Genomic DNA, 26,890 nt, shown 5'->3' with positions numbered 1-26,890 from the left:
TATGACCAGCCGGGCCGTTCCGCTTTCCTCCCTCGGGCTCACTGCGCGTGCGGGGGCCAACCCTACGATCACCGGCATCGCCGTCGACAGCCGCGAGGTGCGCGAGGGCACGCTTTTCGCCGCCATGCCCGGCAGCCGGGTGCATGGGGCGGAGTTTGTCGAAAAGGCTTTGCGCATGGGCGCGGCCGCGGTGCTGACCGACGCGGCAGGGGCCGAGATTGCGGCGGAGGCATTGGCAGGCTCTGACGCCGCGCTGGTCATCTCCGACTCCCCCCGCGAAGCACTGGCGCGGACGGCGGCGCTGTGGTCCGGCGGCCAGCCCGCGACGATGATCGCGGTGACCGGCACCAACGGCAAAACCTCCGTCTCGTCCTTCGTGCGCCAGATTTGGGTTGAGATGGGACTGCCTGCCGTGAACCTCGGCACCACTGGCGTCGAAGGCGCTTGGGCCGCGCCCTTGGCCCATACCACGCCCGAGCCGATCACCCTGCACCGCACGCTGGCCGAGGCTGCGCGAAACGGCATCACCCATGCGGCGATGGAGGCGTCTTCGCATGGGCTGGACCAGCGCCGCTTGGACGGGGTGACGCTCACGGCGGCGGGGTTTACGAATTTCACCCAAGACCATCTGGACTACCACGAGACCTTTGAGGCCTATTTCGACGCCAAGGCCGCGCTTTTCGCCCGTGTCTTGCCGGAGGACGGCACGGCGGTCATCAATGTCGACGACGCTAAGGGCGTGGACATGGCCGCCATCGCCCGCGCGCGGGGGTGCGACGTCATCACCGTGGGCCGCGATGGGGGCGATCTGCAGCTGCAAGGCCAGCGGTTCGACTCCACCGGCCAAGACCTGCGCTTTGCCTGGCGCGGCAAGTCCTATCAAAAGCGGCTGAACCTCATCGGCGGCTTTCAGGCCGACAATGTGCTGCTCGCGGCGGGTTTGGTCATCGCCTGTGGCGCGGACCCGCAAGAGGTCTTCGACACGCTGCCGCACCTCACGACCGTCCGGGGCCGGATGCAACTTGCCGCCACCCGCGACAATGGCGCGGCGGTCTTTGTCGATTACGCCCATACGCCCGATGCGGTGGAGACCGCGCTGGCCGCCATGCGCCCGCATGTGATGGGCCGCTTGGTCGCCATCGTCGGCGCAGGCGGCGACCGAGACCGCGCAAAACGCCCCTTGATGGGGCAGGCGGCGGCGCAAAATGCCGATCTGGTCATCGTCACCGACGACAACCCGCGCAGCGAAGACCCCGCCAGTATCCGCGCCTCCGTGCTCGAAGGCGCGCCCGAGGCGATGGAGGTCGGCGACCGCGCCGAAGCGATCCTGCGCGGTGTCGATGCGCTGGAGCCGGGCGACGCCCTGCTGATCGCGGGCAAGGGGCATGAGACCGGGCAGACCGTGGGCGACGACGTGCTGCCCTTTGATGATGTGGAACAGGCCAGCGTGGCCGTGGCGGCACTGGATGGGAGACTGGCATGAGCCTTTGGACAGCGACAGAAGCGGCGGAGGCCACGGGCGGGCAGGCGCAGGGCGATTGGGTCTGCAACGGCGTGTCGATCGACACGCGAACTTTGCAGCCGGGTGATCTTTTTGTGGCGCTGAAGGCGGCGCGCGACGGGCATGAATTCGTGGCTCAGGCGCTGGAGAAAGGTGCCTCCGCGGCGCTGGTGACCCATCTGCCCGAGGGTGTGGCGGAAGACGCGCCGCTGCTGATTGTCGAAGACGTGCAGCGCGCCCTTGAAGCCCTCGGCAAAGCCGGACGCGCGCGTCTGGGGCCGCAGGCCAAGGTCGCGGCGGTGACGGGCAGCGTCGGTAAGACCTCGACCAAGGAAATGCTGCTGGCGATTTTCACCGATCAGGGCAAGGCCCATGCCAGCGTCGACAGTTACAACAACCACTGGGGCGTGCCGCTCACGTTGGCACGGATGCCGCGCGACACCGATTATGCGGTGATCGAGATCGGCATGAACCACCCCGGCGAAATCGCGCCGCTGGCCAAACAGGCGCAGCCCCATGCCGCAATGGTGACCAATGTCGCCGCCGTGCATTTGGAAGCCTTCGAGAATGTCGCCGCGATTGCCGTTGAGAAAGCGAGCATCTTTGACGGCATGGAAGCGGGCGGCGTGGCGGTCATCAATGCGGACCACGACCTCAGTGATATTGTGCTGAACAAAGCGCTGGAGCGTGGGCTGCGCGAGACGACCTTTGGCCGTAAAGGCCACCACTACACGCTCACCGATGTGAAGGTTCAGGGCGAGACGACCGTGGCGCAAGCCGATGTCGCTGGCGCGCCGCTCCTGTATAAAATCGCCACACCGGGCCAGCATTTCGCGATGAACGCGCTCGGCGCGCTGGCGATCAGCGATGCCTTTGGCGCCGACCGGGCGCTGGCGGTGCAATCGCTGGGCCGCTGGACGCCCTATGCCGGGCGCGGGGTGCGCGAGCAGATCTTGCTTGATTCCGGTGACACGGACCATGTGCTGGAACTGATCGACGACAGCTATAATGCCAATCCGACCTCTGTGGCCGCGTCGCTTGCGGTGCTGGCCGGGGCCGAGGTGGGTCAAGCGCCCTCGGGCAGCGGACGGCGCATCGCGATTCTGGGTGACATGAAAGAATTGGGGCCAGAGGCCACCGCACTGCACGCCGGGCTTGCCGATCTCGACGCCATGGCGGCCATCAACCATGTGCATTGCATCGGCCCGCTGATGCGCGCTTTGCATGACGCTTTGCCCGACCAAAAGCGCGGCACATGGGTCGAGACCTCGGACGCGCTGCTCGAGACGTTGCGCAAAGACCTCACTCCCGGCGATGTTGTGCTGGTCAAAGGCTCCTTGTCGATGAAGCTTGGCACAATCGTTGACGCCATCCGCAAAATGGGCCATCCGGTCCCGAATGCCTGAAATCCGGGCAATTGATCCCAAAATGCCGAAGTAAGGACGCGAAACATGCTCTATTGGTTGACGCTGCTGTCGGATGGCGGCGATTTCTTTAACCTGTTTCGCTACATCACATTCCGCGCAGGCGGGGCGTTCTTTACGGCCTTGGTCTTTGGGTTTCTCTTTGGCAAGCCGCTGATCAATGTCCTGCGCAAGCGTCAGGGCAAGGGTCAGCCGATCCGCACCGACGGCCCCGAGGGGCATTTCGTCAAAGCGGGCACGCCGACCATGGGCGGTCTGTTGATCGTTGGGGCACTGCTGACCTCGACGCTCTTGTGGGCGCGGCTCGACAACCCCTTTGTCTGGCTGGTGCTTTTTGTCACCATGAGCTTCGCCGCCATCGGCTATGCCGATGATCATGCCAAAGTGAGCAAGCAAAACACCGACGGTGTGCCGGGTAAGTTGCGGCTTTTCCTAGGTTTTTTAATTGCAGGTATCGCGGGTTTTTGGGCCGCACAGTATCATCCTGAAAGCCTGCAATACCAATTGGCGCTGCCAGTGTTTAAGGACACATTGATCAACCTCGGCGTGCTTTTCGTACCCTTTGCAATGATCGTGATCGTGGGTTCTGCCAATGCGGTGAACTTGACGGACGGTCTCGATGGCTTGGCGATTATGCCAGTGATGATTGCCGCCGGGGCGCTCGGCGTCATCGCCTATGCCGTGGGCCGGGTCGACTTTACCGATTATCTGGATGTGCACTATGTGCCGGGGACGGGTGAAATCTTGATCTTTACCGCCGGTCTCTTCGGCGGCGGCTTGGGCTTTTTGTGGTACAACGCGCCACCTGCTGCCGTCTTCATGGGCGACACGGGCTCGCTGGCGCTTGGCGGGGCCTTGGGGGCAATCGCCGTGGCGACGAAACACGAGTTGGTGCTGGCGGTCGTCGGCGGGCTGTTTGTGGTCGAGGCGCTCTCGGTCATCGTTCAGGTGATCTACTTCAAACGCACCGGCAAGCGGGTTTTCCTGATGGCGCCGATCCACCACCACTATGAGAAAAAGGGCTGGGCCGAGCCGCAGATCGTGATCCGATTTTGGATCATCTCGCTGATCCTTGCCCTGTTGGGGCTGGCAACGCTCAAGGTGCGCTAGGCCCTCAAAAGATCGACCAGTCCATGTGACGCGCCAAAAGGGCCAGTGCTTCGGTGCCCTTTTGGCTGTTGCCATAGCGGTTCAGCCCCGGTGACCAGACCGCGATACTGGCCCGCCCCGGCACAATCGCCAAAATACCGCCGCCCACGCCGGATTTGCCCGGCAGGCCGACGCGGTAGGCGAAATCCCCCGACCCATCGTAATGCCCGCAGGTCAGCATCAGCGCGTTCAGCCGCCGGATGCGGCTTGGGGCCACCAAGCGCGGCACCTCGGGCGCTTCGATCAGGAAGCGGCCCGCCATGGCAAGCTGCTGCACCGTCATCTCCATCGCGCAGTGGTGGAAATAGGTGCCCAGCGTCAGTTCCGGCGCGTTGTTGAGGTTGCCGTAAGATTTCAGGAAATGCGCCAGCGCAAAGTTGCGGTGGCCAAAGTCGGTTTCCGAAGCGGCGACGGCCTCGTTGATGTGGATGTCATCGGTGCCCGCAGCCTCGCGCACAAACCGCATGATCTCGGCCAGCGCTTCACGCGGCTCGCGGTTGCCCAAGACCTCATCGGTGGTGACGATGGCCCCTGCGTTGATAAAGGGATTACGCGGGCGGCCCTGTTCTTGCTCTAGCTGCACAATGGAGTTGAACGCCCGTCCCGAAGGCTCGCGCCCGACGCGGTGCCACAGTTGGTCGCCCGAGCGGCCAAGGGCGATGGCCAGCGTAAAGACCTTGGTGATCGACTGCACCGAGAAGGGCACGGTGGTGTCGCCCGCCACATGGCATTGCCCGTCCGCTGTGACGACCGCGATGCCAAACTGCGCGGAGTCCACCGTGGCAAGCTGCGGAATATAGCCCGCCACATCGCCCCAAAGGTCATCCTCGCGCATCATGCCATTGAGGCGCGGCAACACATCGGCGAGGTCGGGTTTCGCGGGGCTGGACATCTTAGGCGGCCTCTGGCTTGTGGTGGGCGCATCATGCCCCCATTCTGGGGTCAACGGCTATCAGGGGTTTGCAGATGATTCCAGTACAGGGCTTGGAAGGCGCGCGGGTTGCGGTGCTGGGATTGGGACGCTCTGGCATCAGTGCCTCGCGGGCGCTGACGGCGGGTGGAGCAAAGGTGATCTGCTGGGACGACAACCCGGCCGCCCGGGCGCGGGCCGAGGCCGAGGGGCTGTCTTGCGGCGACCTTCTGGGCCCGGGTGCGCTGGACAAGGTCGCGCGGCTGATCGTGAGCCCCGGCATTCCGCATCTCTACCCTGCGCCAAACCCGGTGGTTGCCGCTGCGTTGGAGGCGGGCGTGCCGGTGGACAATGACATCGGGCTGTTCTTTCAAAGCTTCGCAACGTTGGCGTGGGACCACTATGATGTCGCGCCGCGCGTTGTGGCCGTGACGGGCTCGAATGGCAAATCGACCACTTCGGCGCTGATCCATCATATCTTGGAGCATGTCGGGCGGCCCTGCCAATTGGCGGGCAACATCGGGCGCGGGGTGCTGGACCTTGATCCGGCGGTTGATGGTGAGGTCGTGGTGTTGGAGTTAAGCAGCTATCAGACTGAACTCGCCCGCGCGCTGACGCCTGATGTTGCGGTCTTTACCAATCTCACGCCCGACCATCTGGACCGCCACGCGGGGATGGGCGGCTATTACGCGGCGAAACGTCGGCTCTTTGCCGAGGGTGGGCCGGACCGTGCTGTGATCGGCGTCGATGAGGCGGAGGGGCGGTTTCTGGCCGGGCAGCTGAGCGAAGGGCCGGGTGACGACCGCGTAATCCGCATCAGTGCCGAGCGGAAACTGTCAGGCCCCGGCTGGCAGGTCTTTGCCCGCAAAGGGTTTTTGAGCGAATACCGACGCGGTAAGCAGGTCGGCTCGATTGATCTGCGCGGCATCCAAGGGCTGCCCGGCGCGCATAACCATCAGAACGCCTGCGCCGCCTATGCCGCCTGCCGCGCGCTTGGGCTGGCCCCTCGGGTGATCGAAGCGGCGTTTCACAGTTTCGGCGGCTTACCGCATCGCTCGCAGACCGTGGCAGAGGTGAATGGTGTGCGCTACGTCAATGACAGTAAGGCCACCAATGTCGACAGTGCGGCCAAGGCTTTGGCGGCGTTTAAGAATATCCGTTGGATTTGCGGCGGGCTTGAGAAAGAAGGCGGGCTTGGCGGCTTGGCCGAGGCGCAGGGCGGCGTGCGCAAGGCCTATGTGATCGGGCGCGAGGCAGCGCAGTTTGCGATGCAGTTGACTGCGGAGGCCGAGGTCTGCGGCACGATGGAAAAGGCCGTAGCGCTTGCGGCGGCGGAGGCGGAAGAGGGCGATGTGGTGCTCTTGGCCCCGGCGGCGGCAAGTTTTGATCAATACGACAGTTTTGAGCGGCGCGGGGAGGATTTTGTGGCGCAGGTGCAGAAGGTTTTGGCGGAGTAGGGTGGTAAACGCGGAGGGCAGCGCCGGCCCGCGGGTGGTGCTGAAAGCGCCGCCCAGGGGGGCGGGTCGGCGCTGCCCGGCCTGCGGCCGGGCGGGACAGTAGGTTAGGTTAGCCTGCTATCGCTCGCGCTGCGGCCATGCCGGATGACCATGCCCATTGAAAATTATACCCGCCGAGCCAGCCCGTCACATCCACCGCTTCACCAATGAAATAGAGCCCCGGCACCTCTTTCGCCGCCATCGTCTTGGACGACAGCGCATCGGTATCCACGCCGCCCAAGGTCACCTCCGCCGTGCGGTAGCCCTCGGTCCCACCGGGATGCAGCTGCCAGTCTTGCAGCGCCTCGACAAAAGCCGAGAGCCGCGCATCGGACCAATCGGCCAGATTGCCCGAGAGATCAAATTCCTGCCCCAAATACTCCACCAACCGCGATGGCAGATGCTGCGCCAAAACGGTTGTGAAATTCCGTCGCCCCGACTGCTGACGCTGCTCACGCAAAGCCGAGAGCAGGGTGCCTTCGGGGGCGAGGTTCACCGAAATCGCCTCCCCCTCGCGCCAATATGATGAAGCCTGCAAGACCGCCGGACCCGACAGTCCGCGATGGGTGAAAAGCAGCGCTTCGTCGAAACCCGTCGCTCCCGCCGTCACACGGGCCGGGGTCGCGACCCCGGCGAGGGGAGCGAAGCGCCCTTCGGCAAAGGTGAAGGGGACCAATCCGGCGCGGGTCTCGGTCACGGGCAGACCAAATTGGCGCGCCACGTCATAGGCCATGCCCGTTGCGCCCATCTTGGGGATCGACTTGCCACCGGTGGCGATGACGAGGTTGCGGGCGGTGACTTTCACTTTCTTCTCAGGGGTTTGCAGATCAAAGGTAAAGCCGCTTTCGGTCTTGGCGAAATTGCTAGCGCTGCTTCTCAGCTGCAGATCGGCCCCGGCCTGCTGCATCAGCCCGCGCAGCATGGCGATGATCTCTTTGGCGCTGACATCGCAGAACAACTGCCCCAGCGTCTTTTCATGCCAAGCGATGCCGTGTCGATCCACCAACTCGATGAAATCCCACTGGGTATAGCGCGCCAGCGCAGACTTCGCGAAATGCGGGTTCTGGCTCAGAAACGCCTGCGGCTCGCAATACATATTGGTGAAATTGCAGCGCCCGCCACCCGAGATGCGGATCTTCTCGCCCGGCGCTTTGGCATGGTCCACCACCAAGACGCGCCCGCCCGCATAGGCGGCGCACATCATGCCGGCGGCCCCGGCGCCGATAATCGCTGTATCAACTTGCATCCGCGCGCTCTGCCCGAATGTGCCGCCCCGGTCAAGAAGACGTGACAGCGGTTGTTGCGCGCATAGGGCGGCATAGCTTGGGGCGAGACGCAAAATGAACAGGAGCAGAGAATGACCAAACTGACCGCAGGACAAGAATTTCCGAAGATGGATGTGGCAAAGATCGGCGGCGGCACGCTGACCTTGGGCCAACCGCAAGAGGGGCGCGACTGGCAGCTCGTCGTGGTCTACCGTGGCCTGCATTGCCCGATCTGCAAAAAGTACCTCGCGCAGCTTGAAAAGCTTCAGGGCGACTTCCACGAAATTGGTGTCGATGTGATTGCCGTCTCTGGCGATCCGGAGGAGAAAGCCCAAGGCATCGCGGATGAGGACAGCCTGACCCTGCCCATCGGCTATGACATGACGCTCGACCAGATGCGCGATCTGGGTCTCTATATCTCGGACCCGCGCAGCGCGCAGGAAACCGATCGGCCCTTCGCGGAGCCCGCGACATTCGTCATCAACGGCGAGGGTAACTTGCATATCGTCGACATTTCGAACGCACCTTTCTCGCGCCCGGATCTCGAAGGTCTGCTGGGTGGCTTGAAGTTCATCCGCAACAACGACTACCCGGTGCGCGGCACCCATAAAGCGGCATAATTGCCACGCAGGCGGGGCTGATGCTGGCCCCGCCTGACCTGCGGCATCGGGTGTCGCTAAATTCTCTGGCTTCATGGGCCAAATCGCGCTAGCTTACAGGTTGAGACCCCGAAAAGGGGCCGTTGAGGCAGTGTAAGGCAGATACCCATGACAGAGATGGTCTATGGCGCAGTCCCGGTACGGGATGGCGAACCGATTCTTCCAAAGTGGTGGCGTACGGTCGACCGTTGGGCGTTGTCCTGCGTGTTGATGCTTTTTGCCGTCGGGATGCTCTTGGGCCTCGCGGCCTCGCCGCCCTTGGCGGCCAAGAACGGCTTTGACCCCTTTCACTATGTCCAACGGCAAGCATTCTTTGGCGGTGTGGCGCTGATTGCGATGCTGCTCACCTCAATGATGTCGCCCACAGTGGTGCGGCGTCTGGCGGTGCTGGGCTTTATCATTTCCTTTGTCGCACTTGCTTTGCTGCCATTCTTCGGCACAGATTTCGGCAAGGGTGCTACGCGTTGGTACAGCTTGGGCTTTGCCTCACTCCAGCCCTCCGAATTCCTCAAACCCGGCTTTATGGTCGCCGCTGCTTGGGCGATGGCTGCGAGTCTTGAGATCAACGGCCCGCCGGGACGCGCTTGGTCCTTTGCGCTGTGTATCTCCATCGTGCTGATGCTGGCGCTACAGCCAGACTTTGGTCAGGCTTGTCTGGTGCTTTTTGGCTGGGGCGTGATGTATTTCGTCGGCGGTGCGCCGATGCTGCTGCTGGTGGGCATGGCCGGACTGGTCGTGGTTGCGGGCACTGTGGCCTATTCCAATTCCGAACACTTCGCACGGCGGATTGACGGCTTTCTGAGCCCTGATGTCGACCCGACCACCCAGCTTGGCTATGCCACCAATGCGATCCGCGAAGGCGGGCTATTTGGGGTTGGCGTGGGCGAGGGGCAGGTCAAATGGTCGCTGCCGGACGCGCATACAGACTTCATCATCGCCGTCGCGGCAGAAGAATACGGGCTTATTCTGGTCGTCTGCATCATTGCCCTATATACAGTCGTGGTTGTTCGCTCGCTGCTGCGGCTGGTGCGCGAACGTGATCCCTTCATCCGGCTGGCCGGAACCGGGCTGGCCTGCACATTCGGAGTACAGGCGATGATTAACATGGGTGTGGCAGTGCGGCTTTTGCCAGCCAAGGGCATGACCCTGCCGTTCGTAAGTTACGGTGGCTCTTCGGTGATCGCCTCTGGTATCGCTGTGGGCATGTTGTTGGCCTTTACCCGTTCCCGCCCGCAGGGCGAGATCAGCGATATTCTGGGCCGGGGCCGCCGCTGATGTCTGCGCCATTGCTGATCATCGCCGCCGGGGGGACCGGTGGGCATATGTTTCCGGCACAGGCTTTGGCCGAGGTGATGCTGAAGCGCGGTTGGCGCGTGAAGCTCAGTACTGATGCGCGCGGTGCACGCTATACGTCGGGCTTTCCCGAAGAGGTAGAGATCAACCAGATCAGCAGCGCGACCTTTGCGCGGGGCGGTATCGCGGCCAAGGCGATGGTGCCGTTTCGTATTGCGGCCGGCGTGGCAAAGGCGGCGCTCAATATGCTTCGCGACCGGCCTGCAGTGGTGGTGGGGTTTGGCGGTTACCCGTCGATCCCGGCGCTCGGTGCCGCTTGGGCGCTGCGCAAGCCGCGTATGATCCATGAACAAAACGGCGTCCTCGGTCGGGTAAATGAGATATTCGCCAAACGTGTGGATGCCGTGGCCTGTGGTGTCTGGCCCACGAAACTGCCCGAGGGCGTGCAGGGCTGGCATGTTGGCAACCCGGTACGGGCGGCTGTGCTGGACAGGGCCGGAGCAGGCTATATCGCGCCGGGCGATTATCCGATGGAGATATTGGTGATGGGCGGCAGCCAAGGCGCGCGCATCCTGAGCGATGTGGTGCCGCCTGCCTTGGCCGCGTTGCCGATGTCGATGATCCGTAATATCCGCGTCAGCCATCAGGCACGTGACGAAGACGGCCAACGGGTCGCTGACTACTATGCCGAGTCTGGGATCGACGCCGATGTTCGTCCGTTCTTTGACGATGTGCCGCGTCGCATGTCCGAAGCGCAGCTGGTGATCAGTCGCTCGGGCGCGTCGAGCATCGCCGATCTTTCGGTCATTGGCCGCCCGTCGATCCTGATCCCCTTTGCCGCGGCGGCGGGCGACCACCAAAGCGCCAATGCGCGCGGGTTGGTCGAAGCAGGGGCCGCAATCATGGTGCCCGAGCGCAAGGCCAACCCCGAAATCCTGACCGAACAAATCCTGTCGGTGCTGGAAACGCCTGACGGTGCCCTGCAGATGTCGCGGGCCGCGCTGTCGGTGGGCAAGCCCGACGCTGCCGAAACTCTGGCCGATATGGTCGAACAACTGGGATCGACCGGATCGATCTCTGCTGGGGAAGAGGACGAACCTTCATGAATAGTGCCGCTACCAAACTGCCGACCGACGTTGGCCCGATCCATTTTGTCGGCATTGGCGGCATCGGCATGTCCGGCATTGCCGAAGTGCTGCTGAACCACGGCTACCGGGTGCAGGGGTCGGATCTGAAAGCGACCAAGATCACCGTGCGGTTGGCCGAGTTGGGTGCAAAGATATTTGAGGGGCAGGCGGCTGAGAATATTGATGGCGCCGCGGTCATCGTCGTTTCGTCCGCGATCAAACCGGGCAATGCGGAGCTCGACGAAGCCCGCCGCCGTGGCTTGCCCGTGGTGCGCCGTGCGGAGATGCTGGCTGAGCTTATGCGGCTTAAGTCTAATATCGCCGTCGCGGGGACGCATGGTAAGACGACCACGACGACCATGGTGGCTGAGCTGCTGGTGGCCGGGGGCATCGACCCGACGGTGATTAACGGCGGGGTGATCCACGCCTATGGCTCCAATGCACGAATGGGGCAGGGCGAATGGATGGTGGTCGAGGCTGACGAGTCTGACGGCACCTTCAACCGTCTGCCCGCGACCATTGCGATTGTTACGAATATCGACCCTGAGCATATGGAACATTGGGGTGACTTCGATACGCTGCGACAGGGGTTCTTGAACTTCGTGTCGAACATTCCGTTCTACGGTTTGGCGGTCTGCTGCATCGACCATCCCGAGGTGCAATCCTTGGTGGGCAAGATCACCGACCGCCGTGTCCTGACCTATGGCTTCAACGTGCAGGCAGATGTCCGGGCCGTGGGGCTGCACTATAAAGACGGCGTCGCGCATTTCGATGTGCATTTGCAGACGGAGGGGCTGGTCATCGAAGGCTGCGCCCTGCCGATGCCGGGCGATCACAATGTCTCCAACGCGCTGGCGGCGGTCGCCGTGTCGAGGCACCTCGGCATGAGCGGTGAGCAGATCCGCGCAGCGCTTGGTAGCTTTGGCGGCGTTAACCGACGGTTTACCCGGGTGGGCGAGGTTGATGGGGTGACCATCATTGACGACTACGGGCATCACCCGGTGGAGATTGCTGCTGTGTTGAAAGCTGCACGTCAGGCCAGCAAAGGCCGTGTGATTGCGGTGCATCAGCCGCACCGCTATTCGCGCCTGCATCACCATTTCGATGAGTTCTGCGCCTGTTTCAACGATGCCGACGTGGTTGGCATCGCCGATGTCTATGCGGCGGGCGAAGACCCGATCCCCGGTGCCGACCGGGACGGTTTGGTCGACGGGTTGATCCAGCACGGGCACCGCCGCGCCTTTGCCGTGGAGGATGCCGAAGCGTTGACCCAACTGGTGCGGCGCGAAGCCCAGCCGGGAGATATTGTGGTCTGTTTGGGCGCGGGTACGATCAGCACTTGGGCCAATGAATTGCCCGACGCACTGCGCGCGGCCAAGGAGGCTGCGGCGTGACTTTGGCTTGGCTGTCGATCCTCTGGGTCTTCGCCGCTGTTACCGTGGCTATGCTGCCCATGCGCCACCAATACGTGCCGGGGATCGCGCTGCTGATCGCGGCCCCTGCGTTGATCGTGGCGATTGGGGTGAGCCAATCTTGGTTGCTCGCCATCGCTGCGCTTGCTGCTTTTGTCTCCATGTTCCGCAACCCGTTGCGCTATCTTGCGGCCCGGTTGCGTAGGGAAACACCGGAGTTGCCGAAATGAGCATCTCGCTGGTCCTCGCCTGTTTCTGGTTCGTGATTGCCAATATTCTGGCCATGACGCCGAGCAAGGATTTCCACTGGCGCAACGCCTATATGTTGATCGCTGCGGGCATCCCGATTGTCGGCTTTGTGACCACCCAACACGGACCTTGGGTCGGGCTGCTGGTGCTGGCAGGGGGGTGTTCGGTGCTGCGTTGGCCGGTTGTCTATCTCCTGCGCTGGCTACGGCGCGCTGTCAGGCGTGACGCAGGCCAGAACCGCGAGCCTGCGGAATGACCCTGACGCCCACTCTGGCGGCGTTGCTCACGGTATTCGCGCTGTGGATGATCGCCTGCCTCTGGACCGGGTTTCGGGCGCGGGTGGGGCTGTTTTTCCTCGTCCTGGCCGTGGGACTGGCGCTCAACGCGATATGGATGGTCTTTGGCCTTGATGCGCGGGTATTCGAGCCGCATGCACTGGTCGCACAGGTTTCGGTGGTCCTCTATGCCGTGGGCGGTTTCGGCTTCGGCTGGCTGGCAGGGCGCTTGGCGCAGCGCTGGCGCGAAAGCCGGGTCGACAAGGACGACGCTTGACGGTTTGCCCTGCCGCGCAAATAGGCTAAGTCCGCCTTCATGACCAAGCTAAACATACCCGATCTGCGCGGCAAGCTGACGCCTGAACGCGCCCTGAATGACCTCACATGGCTGCGCGTTGGCGGCCCTGCGGACTATCTGTTTCAGCCTGCCGATTTGGACGATCTCTGCCTTTTCATGCGGCGGCTGCCGCAGGGGATTGAGGTCTTTCCCATGGGTGTGGGCTCTAACCTGATCGTGCGTGATGGCGGGCTGCGGGCTGTGGTGATCCGTCTGGGGCGTGGGTTCAACAGTATTGAGGTGGAGAACGACCAAATCACCGTCGGCGCGGCGGCTTTGGACGCTCATGTGGCCCGCAAGGCCGCAGACGCCGGGCTTGATATGACGTTTTTGCGCACCATTCCCGGCAGCATCGGCGGAGCCTTGCGCATGAACGCGGGCTGTTACGGCAGCTATACGGCGGATCATTTCGTGTCGGCGCAGGCCGTGACGCGGGCCGGAGAGGTTGTAACGCTGACCGCAGATGACCTGAATTTCCGTTACCGCCAGACCGATCTGTCGCCCGGTTCTGTCCTGATTGGCGCGACCTTTGCCCCGCCCAAAGGCGTGCCGGAAGAGCTTCACGCCCGGATGGAAAGCCAGCTTGCCAAACGCGATGAAACCCAACCCACAAAGGACCGCAGCGCCGGTTCGACCTTCCGCAACCCGGCTGGATTCTCGTCCACCGGGAAGGCCGACGATGTGCACGACCTGAAGGCTTGGAAAGTGATCGACGAAGCCGGAATGCGCGGCGCCACATACGGCGGCGCGCAGATGAGCCCGAAGCACTCGAACTTCCTCATCAACACCGGAGATGCCACCGCCGATGACCTCGAATCATTGGGTGAGGAGGTGCGAAAAAAGGTTTACGCTTCAAGCGGTATAAGGCTAGAATGGGAAATTAAGCGCATCGGTGAAAAATTGGGTGATCCGGTGTCGCAAAGCTAAGCCGTTAGGCGATAGCCAATGCAGACGGCAAAGCAACGATAACAACGATAGGGGCCGCAAACGGCCCGAGGCAAAGAGGCACTTTGGTGGGTACGTCGAGCGGACACACCCCGACAGTGGCGGTATTGATGGGCGGACCTTCGGCTGAGCGCGAGGTGTCTTTGTCCAGCGGGCGCGCATGCGCTGCTGCCCTGAGGGAACATGGCGGATATGAAGTGGTCGAGGTCGAAGCCGGCCGCGACCTTTTTGCCGTTCTGAGTGATCTCAAACCCGATGCCGTTTTGAATTGCCTGCATGGTCGTTGGGGCGAGGATGGCTGCGTCCAAGGCCTGCTCGAGTGGCTGCATATTCCTTATACACATTCCGGCGTGCTGGCCTCGGCTTTGGCGATGGACAAGCAGCGCTCCAAAGACGTGTTCCGCCATGCGGGGCTGCCCGTGTTGGAAAGTGTTATCGCGCCCAAGGCGGACGTGATGGCGGATCATGTGATGACGCCGCCCTATGTGGTGAAGCCCAATAACGAAGGCTCTTCGGTTGGCGTTTATCTGGTGAATGCCGAGAACAACGGCCCGCCGCAGCTGTCTGACGACATGCCCGCCGAGGTGATGGTCGAGACCTTCGCCCCCGGACGAGAGCTCACCACCACAGTGATGGGTGACCGCGCGCTTGGCGTGACCGATATTATCACCACCGGCTGGTATGATTACGACGCCAAGTACAAGCCCGGCGGCTCGCGCCATGTAGTGCCTGCAGAGCTGCCTGAAGAGATCACCGCGCTTTGCCTCGACTATGCCCGCCGCGCCCATGACGCGCTCGGCTGCCGCGGCATCAGCCGTACCGATTTCCGTTGGGACGAGAGCCGGGGTGCCGAAGGGTTGATCCTGCTCGAGACCAACACCCAGCCCGGCATGACCGCGACCTCGCTGACGCCCGAACAGGCGGCAGCGGTTGGTATCACGTTCCCCGCGCTCTGCGCTTGGATGGTGGAGGATGCGTCATGCGATCGCTGATCCGCCGCCGCCCCGAAACCCCCAAGGTCGATCCAGCGCCGTCGCGCTGGTCTTGGCGCATGCAGCGCCTGATGCTGACGCCGGGCTTCCGCTTTGCCCTGCGCATTGGGCTGCCTTTCACGCTGAGCCTGCTCGCCGGGACGATCTACCTCTCAGACGAAGCGCGGCGCGGGACGGTGGTTCAGGCCATCGCCGATGTGCGCGCCAGCATTGAGGAACGCCCGGAGTTCATGGTCAAGCTTATGGCCATCGACGGGGCCAGCGACATGCTGGCCAGCGAGATCCGCACCGCGGTGCCGTTGGAGTTTCCGCTGTCGTCCTTTGATCTGGACCTCCCCGCCCTGCGTGAACAGGTGACGGCGATCCACGGCGTCAGACAGGCCAATGTCCGCATCCGCCCCGGCGGCGTGTTGCAGATCGACGTGACCCCCCGTGTACCGGTCGCCGTTTGGCGCAGTGCAGAGGGTTTGGCACTGGTGGATAATACCGGCGCCCATGTGACGGACATCGACGCACGGCTCGACCATCCGGACCTGCCCCTTATCGCCGGGGCAGGGGCGGCGGATCACGTGCCCGAAGCGCTCAAGCTGATTGCAGCGGCGAGCATTATGGGTGAACGCCTGCGCGGCTTGGTGCGGGTTGGTGAACGGCGTTGGGACGTGGTGCTGGACCGCGACCAGCGCATCATGCTCCCCGAAGAGAACGCCGTTCAGGCGCTGGAACGGGTTATCGCGCTGGAAGGCGCGCAAGAAGTCCTCACGCGTGACGTCGCGCGGGTGGACATGCGGTTGGCGGCAAGACCAACCCTTAGAATGAACGAAGAGGCCACCCGCGAATGGTGGCACATCAGGCAGCTTTCCGGCCAGTAAGATGGCCTTTGGGATCGGGACAGTAACAAAATGATGGATCTATACGACAGTCAGCGTTCGATGCGGCATATGCGCAAATTGGCGATTCAACGCGGGGTGGTCGCCATTCTGGACGTGGGCAGTTCCAAGATCGCTTGCTTGGTGTTGCGCTTTGACGGGGTCGGCCTCGATGGCGAGAACGGCGACATTGGCTCGCTGGCCGGGCAATCGGGTTTTCGGGTCATCGGCGCGGCGACCACCCGTTCGCGTGGGGTCCGCTTTGGCGAGATCTGCGCCATGGGCGAGACCGAGCGCGCCATTCGCACGGCGCTTCAGGCCGCGCAGAAGATGGCGGGCATCCGTGTGGATCACGTGATCGCTTGTTTCTCGGGCGGCGAGCCGCGCAGCTACGGCCTTGACGCGCAGGTCGAGCTTGAGGGGCAGTCGGTCTCTGAGCAGGACGTGGCGCGGGTGCTGGCGGGCTGTGACGTGCCGGAATACGGCGAGGGCCGCGAAGTCTTGCACGCCCAGCCGGTGAACTTTGCGCTAGACCATCGCAGTGGTCTGGCTGACCCGCGTGGGCAGTTGGGCAACAGCCTTTCCGTCGATATGCATATGCTGACGGTGGATGCCGACACAGTGCAGCATCTGGCGCATTGTATTAAGCGTTGTGATCTGGAACTCGCGGGCATCGCTTCGTCCTCCTATGCGTCGGGCATCTCGGCGTTGGTTGAGGATGAGCAGGAGTTGGGCGCGGCCTGTATCGACATGGGCGGCGGCACAACGGGCGTGTCGATCTTTATCAAGAAACATATGATCTATGCCGATACCGTGCGCATGGGCGGCGATCACGTGACTTCGGACATTTCCATGGGGCTGCAGGTGCCGACGGCCAATGCCGAGCGGATCAAGACCTTCTACGGCGGTGTTCACGCCACAGGCATGGACGACCGCGACATGATCGAGATCGGCGGCGAGACCGGCGACTATGAACATGACCGTCGCACGGCGAGCAGGGCCGAGTTGATCGGCATCATGCGTCCGCGGGTCGAAGAGATCCTCGAAGAGGTCCGCGTTCGGCTGGATGCTGCCGGTTTCGATCACTTGCCAAGCCAGCAGATTGTGCTTACCGGGGCGGGCAGCCAGATACCGGGCCTTGATGGGTTGGCGAGCAAGATACTTGGCCAGCAGGTGCGTCTGGGCCGCCCGCTGCGCGTGCATGGCTTGCCGCAGGCGGCAACCGGACCGGGTTTCGCCTCTGCCGTGGGCCTCGCGCTCTTTGCGGCGCATCCGCAGGACGAGTGGTGGGACTTCGACATCCCCGCCGATCGCTACCCTTCGCGGTCGCTGAAGCGCGCTGTGAAATGGTTCCGTGACAATTGGTGACCCCAATATCGGGTGGTTAACCCGATATGAGGCGGCGACCGGCAAGTTTTTGCCCATATTTAGCGTTAAAAAGACGTTTTTTAGGTGACGATCCGGCCCTATGCCGATAGGGTCGGGTAAATTTGGTCGAAAAACTCCCCGCAGAACGCGGACAACTGTACAGGCGGACAGCACATGACACTCAACCTTTCAATGCCAGGACAAGATGATCTGAAACCCCGTATCACCGTCTTCGGTGTTGGTGGTGCTGGCGGCAACGCGGTCAACAACATGATCGAAAAGCAGCTGGATGGCGTTGATTTCGTTGTGGCGAACACCGACGCTCAGGCCCTGCAGCAAGCGCAGGCCGAGAACCGCGTTCAGCTGGGCATCAAGGTCACCGAAGGTCTGGGCGCGGGCGCCCGTGCCTCCGTTGGCGCTGCAGCGGCTGAAGAGAGCATCGAGCAGATCGTCGACCACCTTGCCGGCGCGCATATGTGCTTCATCACCGCCGGCATGGGCGGCGGCACCGGCACCGGTGCGGCCCCGATCATCGCGCAGGCCGCGCGTGAGCTGGGCGTGCTGACCGTCGGCGTCGTGACCAAGCCCTTCCAGTTCGAAGGCGCCAAGCGCATGCGTCAGGCCGAGGACGGCGTCGAGACGCTGCAAAAGGTCGTCGACACGCTGATCATCATTCCTAACCAGAACCTCTTCCGTCTGGCCAATGAAAAGACCACCTTTACCGAAGCCTTCTCGATGGCCGACGACGTGCTGTACCAAGGTGTGAAGGGCGTGACTGACCTGATGGTCCGTCCGGGTCTCATCAACCTCGACTTTGCTGACGTTCGCGCCGTGATGGACGAGATGGGCAAAGCGATGATGGGCACAGGCGAGGCCGAGGGCGAAGATCGCGCCATCCAGGCTGCCGAGAAAGCCATCGCCAACCCGCTGCTGGACGAAATCAGCCTGCGCGGCGCCAAAGGTGTTCTCATCAACATCACCGGTGGTCACGACCTTACCCTCTTCGAACTGGACGAAGCCGCCAACCGCATCCGCGAGGAAGTGGATCCAGAGGCGAACATCATCGTCGGTTCCACGCTGGACGAAGCTCTGGGCGGCCTGATGCGCGTCAGCGTTGTCGCCACCGGCATCGACGCCACCGATGTGAACTCGGAAATCCCGGTACCCCGCCGCTCCATGAGCCAGCCGCTGCGCCAGAATGTTTCGGTTGAGGATGTCGCTCCGGTCTCCGCAGCACAGGCGCCTGCGCCCGTTGCCGCCGAGATGAAACAGGAAGTCGAGCAGGCTCCCCTGTTCCAAGACCTGCAGCAGAACGAGCGTCAGGAAGACCGCTACGAGGAAGAGAACGTTGTCGAAGATGACGACGGTCTGCCCGCACCGGCCTACCAGCCCGAAGTTGCCGCTTTCGAGCCGCGCCAGGAGCAAGCCATCGAAGCCGAGCCTGAGACATTCGTTGCACCGCGTGCGCCGACTCCCGGCACGCCGTCGCCCGAAGCTCTGGCCCGTCTGCGCGCCGCTGCACAGAAAGCCGCACCCGAGCGTCACGCTCAGCAGCAGCAGTCGCAACAGGGTGAGCAGGGCGACAAAGGTCGCTTCGGCATCAACTCCCTGATCAACCGGATGACCGGCCACGGCGAAGGCGAAGCACAGGCCCGTCCTGCGCGCCAGCAACCGCCGGTTCAGACTCGTGCCTCTGCTGCAGCGCCGCAGCCGCAAGAGAGCAACGACCCGGATCAAGAACGCATCGAAATCCCCGCGTTCCTGCGCCGTCAGGCGAATTAATTCGATCACGATAATCACGGAAAGGGCCACCTTCGGGTGGCCCTTTTTCGTTTTGAAATAATGGGTTACGAAGGGGTAGGCGTTGCTGTGCCCAAATGTTGCAGCCATGTTTCAGACGGTTACAAAGATTGAGTTGAGCAAACCGAACCTGCGCAGTACTTCAGAGTTCAAGATACATGCAGATGTACGACAAACTTGAGGATGCCCCGGTGCAGACAACAATCAAATCAGCGATCAGCTTCAGTGGCACAGGCCTGCACTCCGGTCTGCCTGCAACTGTGACCCTGCGCCCGGCCTCTGCACATCACGGCATCTGGTTCTCCCGCAGCGACGTCGCCGTTGGTGACCGTCTGATCCCCGCCCGTTGGGATGCGGTGAACCGTTCGCCGCTTTGCACCAAACTCGAAAACCGCACTGGCCTGTCGGTCTCCACCGTGGAGCACCTGATGGCGGCGCTGGCAGGGTGCGGCATTCACAACGTATTGGTTGAGATCGACGGCCCCGAAGTGCCGATCCTCGACGGTTCCTCCGTACCCTTCGTACGTGGCATTATGCAGCGTGGCATTCGCCAGTTGGCGGCCCCGGTCATGGCTTTCGAAGTGCTCAAGACCGTGACCGTTCAGGACGGCGACGCCACTGCGACGATCTCTCCCGCGGACACGCTGCGCATTGATTTCGAGATCGACTTTACAGATGCGGCCATCGGCCAGCAGCGCAAATCGCTGACCATGAATAACGGCTCCTTTGCCCGCGAACTTTGCGACAGCCGGACCTTCTGCCGTCAGGCCGATGTGGAAGCCATGCAGGCCAACGGGCTTGCCCTTGGCGGTGCGCCGGGTGAAAACGCCGTGGTCTTTGATGGTGACGAAGTGCTTAGCCCCGGCGGTCTACGCCATGCGGATGAGCCTGTGCGTCACAAGATGCTGGATGCTCTGGGTGATCTGGCGCTGGCCGGCGCACCCTTGCTGGGCCATTACAAAGGCACCCGTGCGGGTCACTCGCTGACCAACACATTGCTGCGGGCGCTTTTTGCCACGCCCGATGCCGTGCGTCTGGTCACGTGCGACGCTGCGCAGGCCGAACGTCTGCCGGGCTTCGGGTTGGTTTGGGACGAAATTCCCGCCGTGGCCTAAACGGCGTTTTGCGCAGTGCGATGTGCCATTGAACGCCCTGCCAATGCCTTGTATTCCTTAATGCGAAGTGACAAGCCTGACACTGGGCGCCGCTTTTGCGCGACTGCCGAATGGCGGGGGCGGAATGAGCGTTTTGCATGGCATATTAATGTGCTAGTCACATGCGCAAGAGGGTCTTTGACCATGGGTTCGACGATGCAAGGGGTGCAGGCATGACGGAAACGGTTTCGCGAAAGCGAGTCATCGGTGCACTGGGCCTCGTCGCTGTTCTTGCAGCCTGTGGTGGTGGCGATGGCCGCTCGGACGGCAGTTTCTTTAACCCGCAAGAAATCCCGCTCGAAACCTATACCGCCGAACAGATTTTCGAGCGCGGCGAATATGAGTTGAACGGCAACAACCCCGGCGAAGCCGCGACCTATTTTGCCGAGATCGAACGGCTCTATCCTTATTCCGAATGGGCCAAACGCGCGCTGATCATGCAGGCGTTTGCTTATCACAAGGATCAGGACTACCCCAACAGCCGCTCCGCCGCACAGCGTTTCATTGATTTCTATCCCGGCGATGACGATGCCGCCTATGCACAGTATCTGCTGGCGCTGAGCTATTACGACCAGATTGACGAAGTGGGCCGCGACCAAGGGCTGACCTTCCAAGCGCTGCAAGCGCTGCGTGGCGTGATCGAAGGCTATCCTGACAGCGAATATGCCCGCTCGGCGATCCTGAAGTTCGACCTCGCGTTCGACCATCTGGCGGGCAAAGAGATGGAGATCGGTCGCTACTACCTGCGTCGCGATCACTATACTGCCGCGATCAACCGCTTCCGCGTTGTGGTCGAGGATTTCCAGACGACGACCCACACAGCAGAGGCGCTGCACCGTTTGGTCGAAGCTTATCTCTCGCTCGGTCTGAACCACGAGGCGCAGACGGCGGGCGCAATTCTGGGCCACAACTACCGTGGCTCGGAATGGTATGAGGACAGCTACAAGCTGCTCACAGGCCGCGGCCTTGCGCCGGCGTTCTACAAGGACAATTGGCTTGGGGCAGCCTATCGCCAGACCATCAAGGGCGAGTGGCTTTAAAGGGGATGACGCAGGTCATTCGACGGTTTTGAATGCTCCGCGGACTTGATATTTCGGACATGCTTATCATCGACCGGCTGGAGCTTGGCTTCCAGCCGGGGCTGAACGTGTTGACCGGGGAAACCGGCGCGGGCAAGTCTATCCTGCTGGATGCATTGGGCTTTGTTCTGGGTTGGCGCGGGCGCGCCGATCTGGTGCGCCAAGGAGCCGCGCAGGGGGAGGTCACCGCTTGGTTTGACCTGCCCGAAGGCCACCCGGCCAATGCGGTGTTAGAAGAGGCAGGGCTGCCCAGCGGGGATGAATTGATCCTGCGCCGGATCAACACGGCTGACGGGCGCAAGACGGCTTGGGTGAATGACCGTCGCTGCTCAGGCGAAGTGCTGCGGCGCTTGTCCGAGACTTTGGTGGAACTGCATGGCCAGCATGATGACCGTGGACTGCTGAACCCACGTGGCCACCGCGCTATTCTGGACGATTACGCAGGCAATCAGAAAGCCATCGCAAGCGTCCGTGAAGCGTGGTCTGCGCTCGCGAAGGCACGCAAGGCGGCGCAGGCCGCTGCCGCTGAACGCGAAGCGATTGCCGCCGAGGAAGAATTCCTGCGCCATGCGGTCGCGGAACTGGACAAGCTCGCCCCTGAAGAGGGCGAAGAAGCCACGCTCGACACCCGCCGTCGACTGATGCAGGGAGCCGAGAAGATCCGCCGCGATGTGGTCAACGCATATGAGTTGTTGGGGCAGGGCGGAGCGGAAACAGCACTTGGCGATGCGCTGCGCTGGCTCGACGGCGTGGCCGACAAGGCCGAAGGCACGTTGGAAGAGCCGATGGCCGCACTGAACCGCGCGATGGTCGAACTGGACGAGGCAATGTCTGGCGTCGCCGATGCGATCGACGGGATGTCCTTTGATCCTTACGAGTTAGAAGCCTGCGAAGAGCGCCTCTTTGCCATCCGGGGGCTTGCGCGCAAGCATGATGTGCAGCCGGATGAACTGGCAGGTTTTGCAGATACGCTGCGTGCCAAACTGGACGCGCTGGACGCGGGCGAGGCAGCGCAGGCGGGGCTAGAGCAAGCGGTGCGCGATGCTGAAGCGCTATACGACGCGCGGGCCACGGCCCTGTCAGAGAAGCGGCGTAAGGCAGCGGCCAAGCTCGACAAGGCCGTTGCGGCAGAACTCGCCCCGCTCAAGATGGAGCGGGCGGTCTTCGTCACACAAATCACCGACGAAGTCGCAGGCCCCGAGGGGCGCGATGCGGTGTCCTTTACCGTGGCCACCAACCCCGGCGCCCCTGCTGGCCCTTTGGGCAAGATTGCCTCGGGCGGGGAATTGAGCCGTTTTCTTTTGGCGCTCAAGGTCTGTCTGACACAAAGCCAGTCCGGCCTGACGCTGATCTTTGACGAGATCGACCGCGGCGTCGGTGGTGCCACTGCCGATGCTGTCGGACGTCGGCTCAAGGCGCTGGCGGCAGACGGGCAGGTGCTGGTCGTAACCCATTCGCCGCAAGTGGCCGCCCTCGGCGCGCATCACTGGCGCGTGGCAAAGTCGGTCACCAAGGGGATGACGACCTCAACCGTCACCCCGCTGGCCCCGGAAGAACGCGTCGACGAAGTGGCGCGGATGCTGGCAGGCGATACGATCACCGACGCCGCCCGCGCTGCAGCCAAAGCGCTGCTGGAAGGGCAACAGGCAGCGACGACTTCTTAAATGACGGTTTTACCTCGGATCAGCTTGGCCTAGACAGGAAGGGTTCCCTTTGGTCAAAGCCCATGCCCCCGTCAGATAAGCCTTTCTTTTCGCAACAGTTTGATCAGGCGCTTGGCGGCTGCAAACGGGGTTGGCATATTCTGCGCACCCAAGGGCCGGGCAAGATCACGTTCTGGTTCATCGCTTTGCTCGTGGGCATTGCTGCGGGCTTCGCGGCGCTCTTTTTCCGCAAGGGCATTAACTGGCTACAGGCCACGCTCTACGGCACCGACGATGTGCAATTCCTGCACAGTTTTCTGGCCGGTCTGCCGTGGTATTGGGTTGTTCTGATCCCCACCATAGGAGGGCTGCTGGTCGGTCTGATCCTGCACCGTTTTACCAATGACGGGCGCGCGCGAACGGTGGGTGACGTGATCCTCGGCGCTGCCATGCACGATGGCCGGGTCGAAACCCGCGCCGGGGTGGCCTCGGCACTGGCCTCGTTGATTACCCTATCCACCGGCGGCTCTTCGGGCCGGGAAGGGCCGGTGGTGCACCTGGCCGCTGTGATCTCGACCAAGGTCAGCCGCTTGATGAATGCCGATGGCATCACCGGGCGCGACCTGCTTGGCTGCGCTGTGGCCGCCGCTGTCTCAGCTAGCTTTAACGCACCGATTGCCGGCGCGCTCTTTGCCCTCGAAGTGGTGCTACGCCATTTCGCCGTTCACGCCTTCGCGCCCATCGTCATCGCCTCTGCCGCAGGCACGGTTATCAATCGGCTGGAGTTCGGCGGATTGACCGAGTTCGTCCTGCCGAGCCTTGGCGATGTGCAATTCTATGTCGAACTGCCCGCCTTCCTCCTGCTTGGCCTGACCTGCGGGGTCGTCTCGGTTGTGCTGATGCGCGCGATCTTCTGGGCTGAGGATTTCGGCAACTACCTGCAAGCGCGCACAGGTCTGGCCCGCTGGTTGCGCCCTGCGGTTGCGGGGGCGGTGCTGGGCGTGATCGCGCTCTGGTTCCCGCATATCATCGGGGTCGGCTATGAGACGACGTCGATGGCGCTCACCGGCGAGTTGGTCTTGCATGAGGCCATCGTGTTTACGGCTCTCAAAGTGGCCGCAGTGGCAATCACCTTGGGCGGACGCATGGGCGGCGGGGTGTTTTCCCCTTCGCTTATGGTCGGCGCTCTCACCGGCTTGGCTTTTGGCCTGATCGCTACCGGCGTCTTCCCCGAGGTTTCCGGCTCGTCCTCGCTTTATGCGCTGGCGGGTATGGGGGCGGTGGCTGCTGCCGTGCTGGGTGCGCCGATTTCCACCACGTTGATCGTGTTCGAGATGACAGGCGACTGGCAAACCGGCCTTGCGGTTATGGTGGCCGTCAGCATGTCCACCGCACTCGCCTCACGGCTGGTGGACCGGTCCTTCTTCCTCACCCAGATGGAGCGGCGCGGTGTGCATCTCGCCGCCGGGCCGCAGGCTTATCTGCTGTCAATGTTCATGGTCGCCCGCATCATGCGGCGCCCCGATGATGCCGATGCCGCCCCCGAGGAGGCCTGCTGGGAATTGATCGACCAAGGCACCTATATCGACGGCGCCGCCACGCTAGAGGCCGCGCTGCCGATGTTTGAGCAGACAGAAAAGAACTTTATCCCCGTGGTGACGCTCAGCGCCAATGCGCCGCCCGAATTGCTCGGCGCATTGTTCCATGTCGATGCGCTCAAAGCCTATAACCGCGCATTGGCAGCGACGGCGGCCGAGGAACATTCCTAAACGGGGTTAGACCCGCTCGATGGCAATCTCTTCGCGCGGATCAAAGGCGAGGTGGCCCTTAATCTCAGCCACATCCTCTTTCGGATCCTCATAGGACCAGACCGCGTCCTGCAACGTGCGGCTCTTGGTCACGACCGAAAAATAGGTCGCATCGCCCTTATGCGGGCAATGGGTCGTTTTGTCAGAGGCGTCGAGGAAGGCCATGGCAATATCACCGCGCGGGAAATAGATGACCGGCGGGTAGTCCCCTTCGCGCAGTTCCAGCGCATTGGTCGACTCGCCCAGAACCGCGCCGCCTGCGCGCACCACCCATGTGCCCTGTGCCGCTGTGATCTTGATATGGTCGGCCATGCCGCATCTCCCCTGATTTGTTGAAATCAGACGCTCATAGCGGCGCCGTAGCTGCATCCAACCACAGTTTCGCGGCAGGGGATACCCGCGGGCCGATCTTTTCCGCAACGTCGCGGTGATAGGCATTGAGCCAGTCACGCGCTTCAGGCGCCAGGGACGCTACATCAATCAGCCGCCGGTCAATCGGCGCGAGCGTCAGCGTGCGCCAGTTAAGCATCTCGCGATGCGCATCACCGCCGGGTACCTCTGGCGCTTCTTGCACGACTAGGAGGTTCTCAATGCGGATGCCAAAAGACCCCTCGCGGTAATACCCCGGCTCATTGCTCAGGATCATGCCCGGCTGCAGCGGCACCATGCTCATCCGGCTCAGCCGCTGCGGACCCTCATGGACCGAAAGATAGGCCCCGACACCATGCCCCAACCCGTGATCAAAATCCTGTCCCGCCATCCACAGTGGCAGACGGCCCAGCATCTCGATATCTCGCCCGGCCAACCCCTTGGGCCAGCGCAGCCGGCTCATGGCGATCATGCCAGAAAGAACCCGCGTAAAGGCCGCCCGCGCTTCCGGAGAAGGGGTGCCGATTGCGACGGTGCGGGTGATATCTGTGGTGCCGTCGAGATATTGCCCGCCACTGTCGAGCACGAGCAGATGACCGTCCTGCAAAACACTGTCGGTTTCCTCGGTCACCCGGTAATGCATGATCGCCCCATTAGGGCCGGTCCCGGCAATGGTCTCAAAACTGATGTCGCGCAGGGATTCATCCCGACGCCGCAACTCTTCGAGGTGCTGCACGACCTGCGTTTCAGTCAGGCTCCCCGGCGGTTGCGCGTCGAGCCAAGCAAGCTGTTCGACTACCGCCGCCCCGTCTCGCAGATGCGCTTCCGCGGCCCCGGCGATCTCCGCATCATTCTTGCAGGCCTTTGGGAGGGCACAGGGGTCTTCGCCCCAAACGGCCCGCTCCCCGAGGATATCCGCCAGGGCCACGGGGGCGGTCTGTTGGTCCAACCGAACCAGGCCCTCTAGCTGTTCGAGGTAGTCCGGCAGGGTGTCCGGCTCCAGCTGCGTGACCTCTTCGCCCAGATGCCCTTGAACTTCAGCGAGCTTGGCGGCCGACATGAACAGATCCACCCGCCCGTCGTCGTGCAGAACCGCAAAGCCATGCGCCACCGGGTTGCGCGGGATATCCTGTCCACGGATGTTCAAAAGCCAGTTATGGCTGTCGGGCAGGGTAATCAGCGCGGCCTTCTGCCCCGCCTCTCGCAGGGTTTCCGCCAAGCGCTTACGCTTGTCGTCGTGGCTTTCCCCCGCAAATGCAATCGGATGCACCTGCGCCTCGCCCATCGGGGCAGGGGGCTGGTCGGCCCAAATCCGGTCGACTAGATTTTCCGAACGCTTCAAGGTGATGTCTGAACCCTGCAGCCCCTCTTCAATCTTCGCCAGTTGCCCCGGCGTATGCAGCCAAGGATCAAACCCCACCACACCGCCTTGGTGGAGCTGATCCTTCAACCAATCCGCCAAGGAAACCTCAGGCCAAGGCACGGGCGTGAATTCCTGCGCTACCTGCGCCTTAACCTGTGTGCGATAGCGCCCATCGATAAAAACGCCCGCCGCCTCCTGCAGCACCGCACAAAACCCCGCCGAGCCGGTAAACCCGGTCAGCCACGCCAATCGGTCATCCCGTGCTGCTACATACTCCCCCTGATGGGCATCCGCACGCGGCACCAGAAACCCGTCCAGCCCTGCGCGCCTCATCTCTGCCCGCAGCGCCGCCAGCCGCGGCGGCCCCTGTTCCGGACGCGCGGTGACCTCGAAACTCTGGAACACG

General features: G+C 62.7%; 24 protein-coding genes. 20 read left to right on the top strand and 4 right to left on the bottom strand.

Going from position 1 to position 26,890, the window contains the following annotated elements; genetic code table 11:
* Window position 1 precedes the first annotated feature (1 nt).
* Genes BLS57_RS04300 through mraY form a run of 3 tightly spaced genes read left to right on the top strand, consistent with a single transcriptional unit; the run spans window position 2 to window position 4,035 of the window.
* The gene (locus tag BLS57_RS04300) at window positions 2-1,483 is read left to right on the top strand and encodes a UDP-N-acetylmuramoyl-L-alanyl-D-glutamate--2,6-diaminopimelate ligase (protein ID WP_093739551.1); all 1,482 of its coding nucleotides are present in this window, start codon (window positions 2-4) and stop codon (window positions 1,481-1,483) included.
* Window positions 1,480-2,907 carry a UDP-N-acetylmuramoyl-tripeptide--D-alanyl-D-alanine ligase gene (locus BLS57_RS04295; RefSeq protein WP_093739549.1) on the top strand — a complete coding sequence of 476 codons (1,428 nt, stop codon included), beginning with the start codon at window positions 1,480-1,482 and terminating at the stop codon, window positions 2,905-2,907. Before BLS57_RS04300 ends, BLS57_RS04295 begins: the two co-directional genes overlap by 4 nt.
* A 45-nt stretch (window positions 2,908-2,952) precedes the next feature.
* On the top strand, window positions 2,953-4,035 hold the full coding sequence (gene mraY, locus BLS57_RS04290; protein ID WP_093739547.1) for a phospho-N-acetylmuramoyl-pentapeptide-transferase: 1,083 nt from the start codon (window positions 2,953-2,955) through the stop codon (window positions 4,033-4,035).
* Between the two features lie 4 nt (window positions 4,036-4,039).
* On the opposite strand, the gene BLS57_RS04285 is transcribed toward mraY, so the two are convergent.
* A complete protein-coding gene (locus BLS57_RS04285) occupies window positions 4,040-4,966 on the bottom strand; it encodes a glutaminase (RefSeq protein ID WP_093739545.1) in 927 nt (308 codons plus the stop codon).
* A 74-nt stretch (window positions 4,967-5,040) separates the two neighbouring features.
* Between BLS57_RS04285 and murD the strand changes: the two genes are divergently transcribed.
* A complete protein-coding gene (murD, locus tag BLS57_RS04280; protein ID WP_093739543.1) occupies window positions 5,041-6,441 on the top strand; it encodes a UDP-N-acetylmuramoyl-L-alanine--D-glutamate ligase in 1,401 nt (466 codons plus the stop codon).
* Window positions 6,442-6,550: 109 nt separating this feature from the next.
* Here the strand turns inward: murD and BLS57_RS04275 are convergent, their stop codons facing one another.
* On the bottom strand, window positions 6,551-7,726 hold the full coding sequence (locus BLS57_RS04275; protein WP_093739541.1) for a BaiN/RdsA family NAD(P)/FAD-dependent oxidoreductase: 1,176 nt from the start codon (window positions 7,724-7,726) through the stop codon (window positions 6,551-6,553).
* A 111-nt stretch (window positions 7,727-7,837) separates the two neighbouring features.
* Between BLS57_RS04275 and BLS57_RS04270 the strand changes: the two genes are divergently transcribed.
* The 16 genes from BLS57_RS04270 (at window position 7,838) to BLS57_RS04195 (ending at window position 24,713) form a co-directional block, all read left to right on the top strand.
* Entirely contained in the window at window positions 7,838-8,365 is a 528-nt protein-coding gene (locus BLS57_RS04270; RefSeq protein WP_093739539.1) for a peroxiredoxin-like family protein, read from the top strand.
* A 147-nt stretch (window positions 8,366-8,512) separates the two neighbouring features.
* Window positions 8,513-9,679 carry a putative lipid II flippase FtsW gene (ftsW, locus tag BLS57_RS04265; protein WP_093739537.1) on the top strand — a complete coding sequence of 389 codons (1,167 nt, stop codon included), beginning with the start codon at window positions 8,513-8,515 and terminating at the stop codon, window positions 9,677-9,679.
* On the top strand, window positions 9,679-10,803 hold the full coding sequence (gene murG / locus BLS57_RS04260) for an undecaprenyldiphospho-muramoylpentapeptide beta-N-acetylglucosaminyltransferase (RefSeq protein WP_093739535.1): 1,125 nt from the start codon (window positions 9,679-9,681) through the stop codon (window positions 10,801-10,803). The genes ftsW and murG overlap by 1 nt, the downstream gene beginning before the upstream one ends.
* Complete coding sequence (gene murC, locus BLS57_RS04255) at window positions 10,800-12,218, top strand: UDP-N-acetylmuramate--L-alanine ligase (RefSeq protein ID WP_093739533.1); 1,419 nt, start codon at window positions 10,800-10,802, stop codon at window positions 12,216-12,218. Before murG ends, murC begins: the two co-directional genes overlap by 4 nt.
* On the top strand, window positions 12,215-12,466 hold the full coding sequence (locus tag BLS57_RS04250) for a DUF2484 family protein (protein WP_093739531.1): 252 nt from the start codon (window positions 12,215-12,217) through the stop codon (window positions 12,464-12,466). Before murC ends, BLS57_RS04250 begins: the two co-directional genes overlap by 4 nt.
* A complete protein-coding gene (locus BLS57_RS04245) occupies window positions 12,463-12,741 on the top strand; it encodes a DUF2484 family protein (RefSeq protein ID WP_093739529.1) in 279 nt (92 codons plus the stop codon). Before BLS57_RS04250 ends, BLS57_RS04245 begins: the two co-directional genes overlap by 4 nt.
* Window positions 12,738-13,037 (top strand): hypothetical protein, encoded by a 300-nt coding sequence (locus tag BLS57_RS04240; protein ID WP_093739527.1) that lies wholly within the window; start codon window positions 12,738-12,740, stop codon window positions 13,035-13,037. Before BLS57_RS04245 ends, BLS57_RS04240 begins: the two co-directional genes overlap by 4 nt.
* Before the next feature lie 39 nt (window positions 13,038-13,076).
* The gene (gene murB, locus BLS57_RS04235; protein ID WP_093739525.1) at window positions 13,077-14,024 is read left to right on the top strand and encodes a UDP-N-acetylmuramate dehydrogenase; all 948 of its coding nucleotides are present in this window, start codon (window positions 13,077-13,079) and stop codon (window positions 14,022-14,024) included.
* Between the two features lie 128 nt (window positions 14,025-14,152).
* Window positions 14,153-15,034, top strand: coding sequence for a D-alanine--D-alanine ligase (locus tag BLS57_RS04230; protein WP_244153609.1), 882 nt, complete (start codon window positions 14,153-14,155; stop codon window positions 15,032-15,034).
* Window positions 15,022-15,903 (top strand): cell division protein FtsQ/DivIB, encoded by an 882-nt coding sequence (locus BLS57_RS04225; RefSeq protein WP_093739523.1) that lies wholly within the window; start codon window positions 15,022-15,024, stop codon window positions 15,901-15,903. The genes BLS57_RS04230 and BLS57_RS04225 overlap by 13 nt, the downstream gene beginning before the upstream one ends.
* A 30-nt stretch (window positions 15,904-15,933) precedes the next feature.
* Entirely contained in the window at window positions 15,934-17,268 is a 1,335-nt protein-coding gene (ftsA, locus tag BLS57_RS04220) for a cell division protein FtsA (protein ID WP_093739521.1), read from the top strand.
* A gap of 174 nt (window positions 17,269-17,442) precedes the next feature.
* The gene (gene ftsZ, locus BLS57_RS04215) at window positions 17,443-19,050 is read left to right on the top strand and encodes a cell division protein FtsZ (protein WP_093739519.1); all 1,608 of its coding nucleotides are present in this window, start codon (window positions 17,443-17,445) and stop codon (window positions 19,048-19,050) included.
* Between the two features lie 182 nt (window positions 19,051-19,232).
* Window positions 19,233-20,183, top strand: a complete 951-nt coding sequence (lpxC, locus tag BLS57_RS04210) for a UDP-3-O-acyl-N-acetylglucosamine deacetylase (protein ID WP_244153592.1) — start codon at window positions 19,233-19,235, stop codon at window positions 20,181-20,183.
* 212 nt (window positions 20,184-20,395) lie between these two features.
* Window positions 20,396-21,262, top strand: a complete 867-nt coding sequence (locus BLS57_RS04205; RefSeq protein WP_093740298.1) for an outer membrane protein assembly factor BamD — start codon at window positions 20,396-20,398, stop codon at window positions 21,260-21,262.
* A gap of 32 nt (window positions 21,263-21,294) precedes the next feature.
* The gene (gene recN / locus BLS57_RS04200; protein ID WP_093739517.1) at window positions 21,295-22,965 is read left to right on the top strand and encodes a DNA repair protein RecN; all 1,671 of its coding nucleotides are present in this window, start codon (window positions 21,295-21,297) and stop codon (window positions 22,963-22,965) included.
* Window positions 22,966-23,027: 62 nt separating this feature from the next.
* Window positions 23,028-24,713: a chloride channel protein gene (locus BLS57_RS04195; RefSeq protein ID WP_093739515.1), complete on the top strand. Its 1,686-nt coding sequence runs from the start codon at window positions 23,028-23,030 to the stop codon at window positions 24,711-24,713.
* Window positions 24,714-24,719: 6 nt separating this feature from the next.
* On the opposite strand, the gene BLS57_RS04190 is transcribed toward BLS57_RS04195, so the two are convergent.
* Window positions 24,720-25,064 (bottom strand): DUF427 domain-containing protein, encoded by a 345-nt coding sequence (locus tag BLS57_RS04190; RefSeq protein WP_093739513.1) that lies wholly within the window; start codon window positions 25,062-25,064, stop codon window positions 24,720-24,722.
* 34 nt (window positions 25,065-25,098) lie between these two features.
* Window positions 25,099-26,889: an aminopeptidase P family protein gene (locus tag BLS57_RS04185; protein ID WP_093739511.1), complete on the bottom strand. Its 1,791-nt coding sequence runs from the start codon at window positions 26,887-26,889 to the stop codon at window positions 25,099-25,101.
* Window position 26,890: the final 1 nt, after the last annotated feature.

It is taken from the genome of Sulfitobacter delicatus, assembly GCF_900102535.1.
GTDB classification, from domain to species: Bacteria; Pseudomonadota; Alphaproteobacteria; order Rhodobacterales; family Rhodobacteraceae; genus Sulfitobacter; species Sulfitobacter delicatus.
Note: the sequence above shows the minus strand (reverse complement) of the source record. Positions and strands in the feature narration are given on the sequence as shown.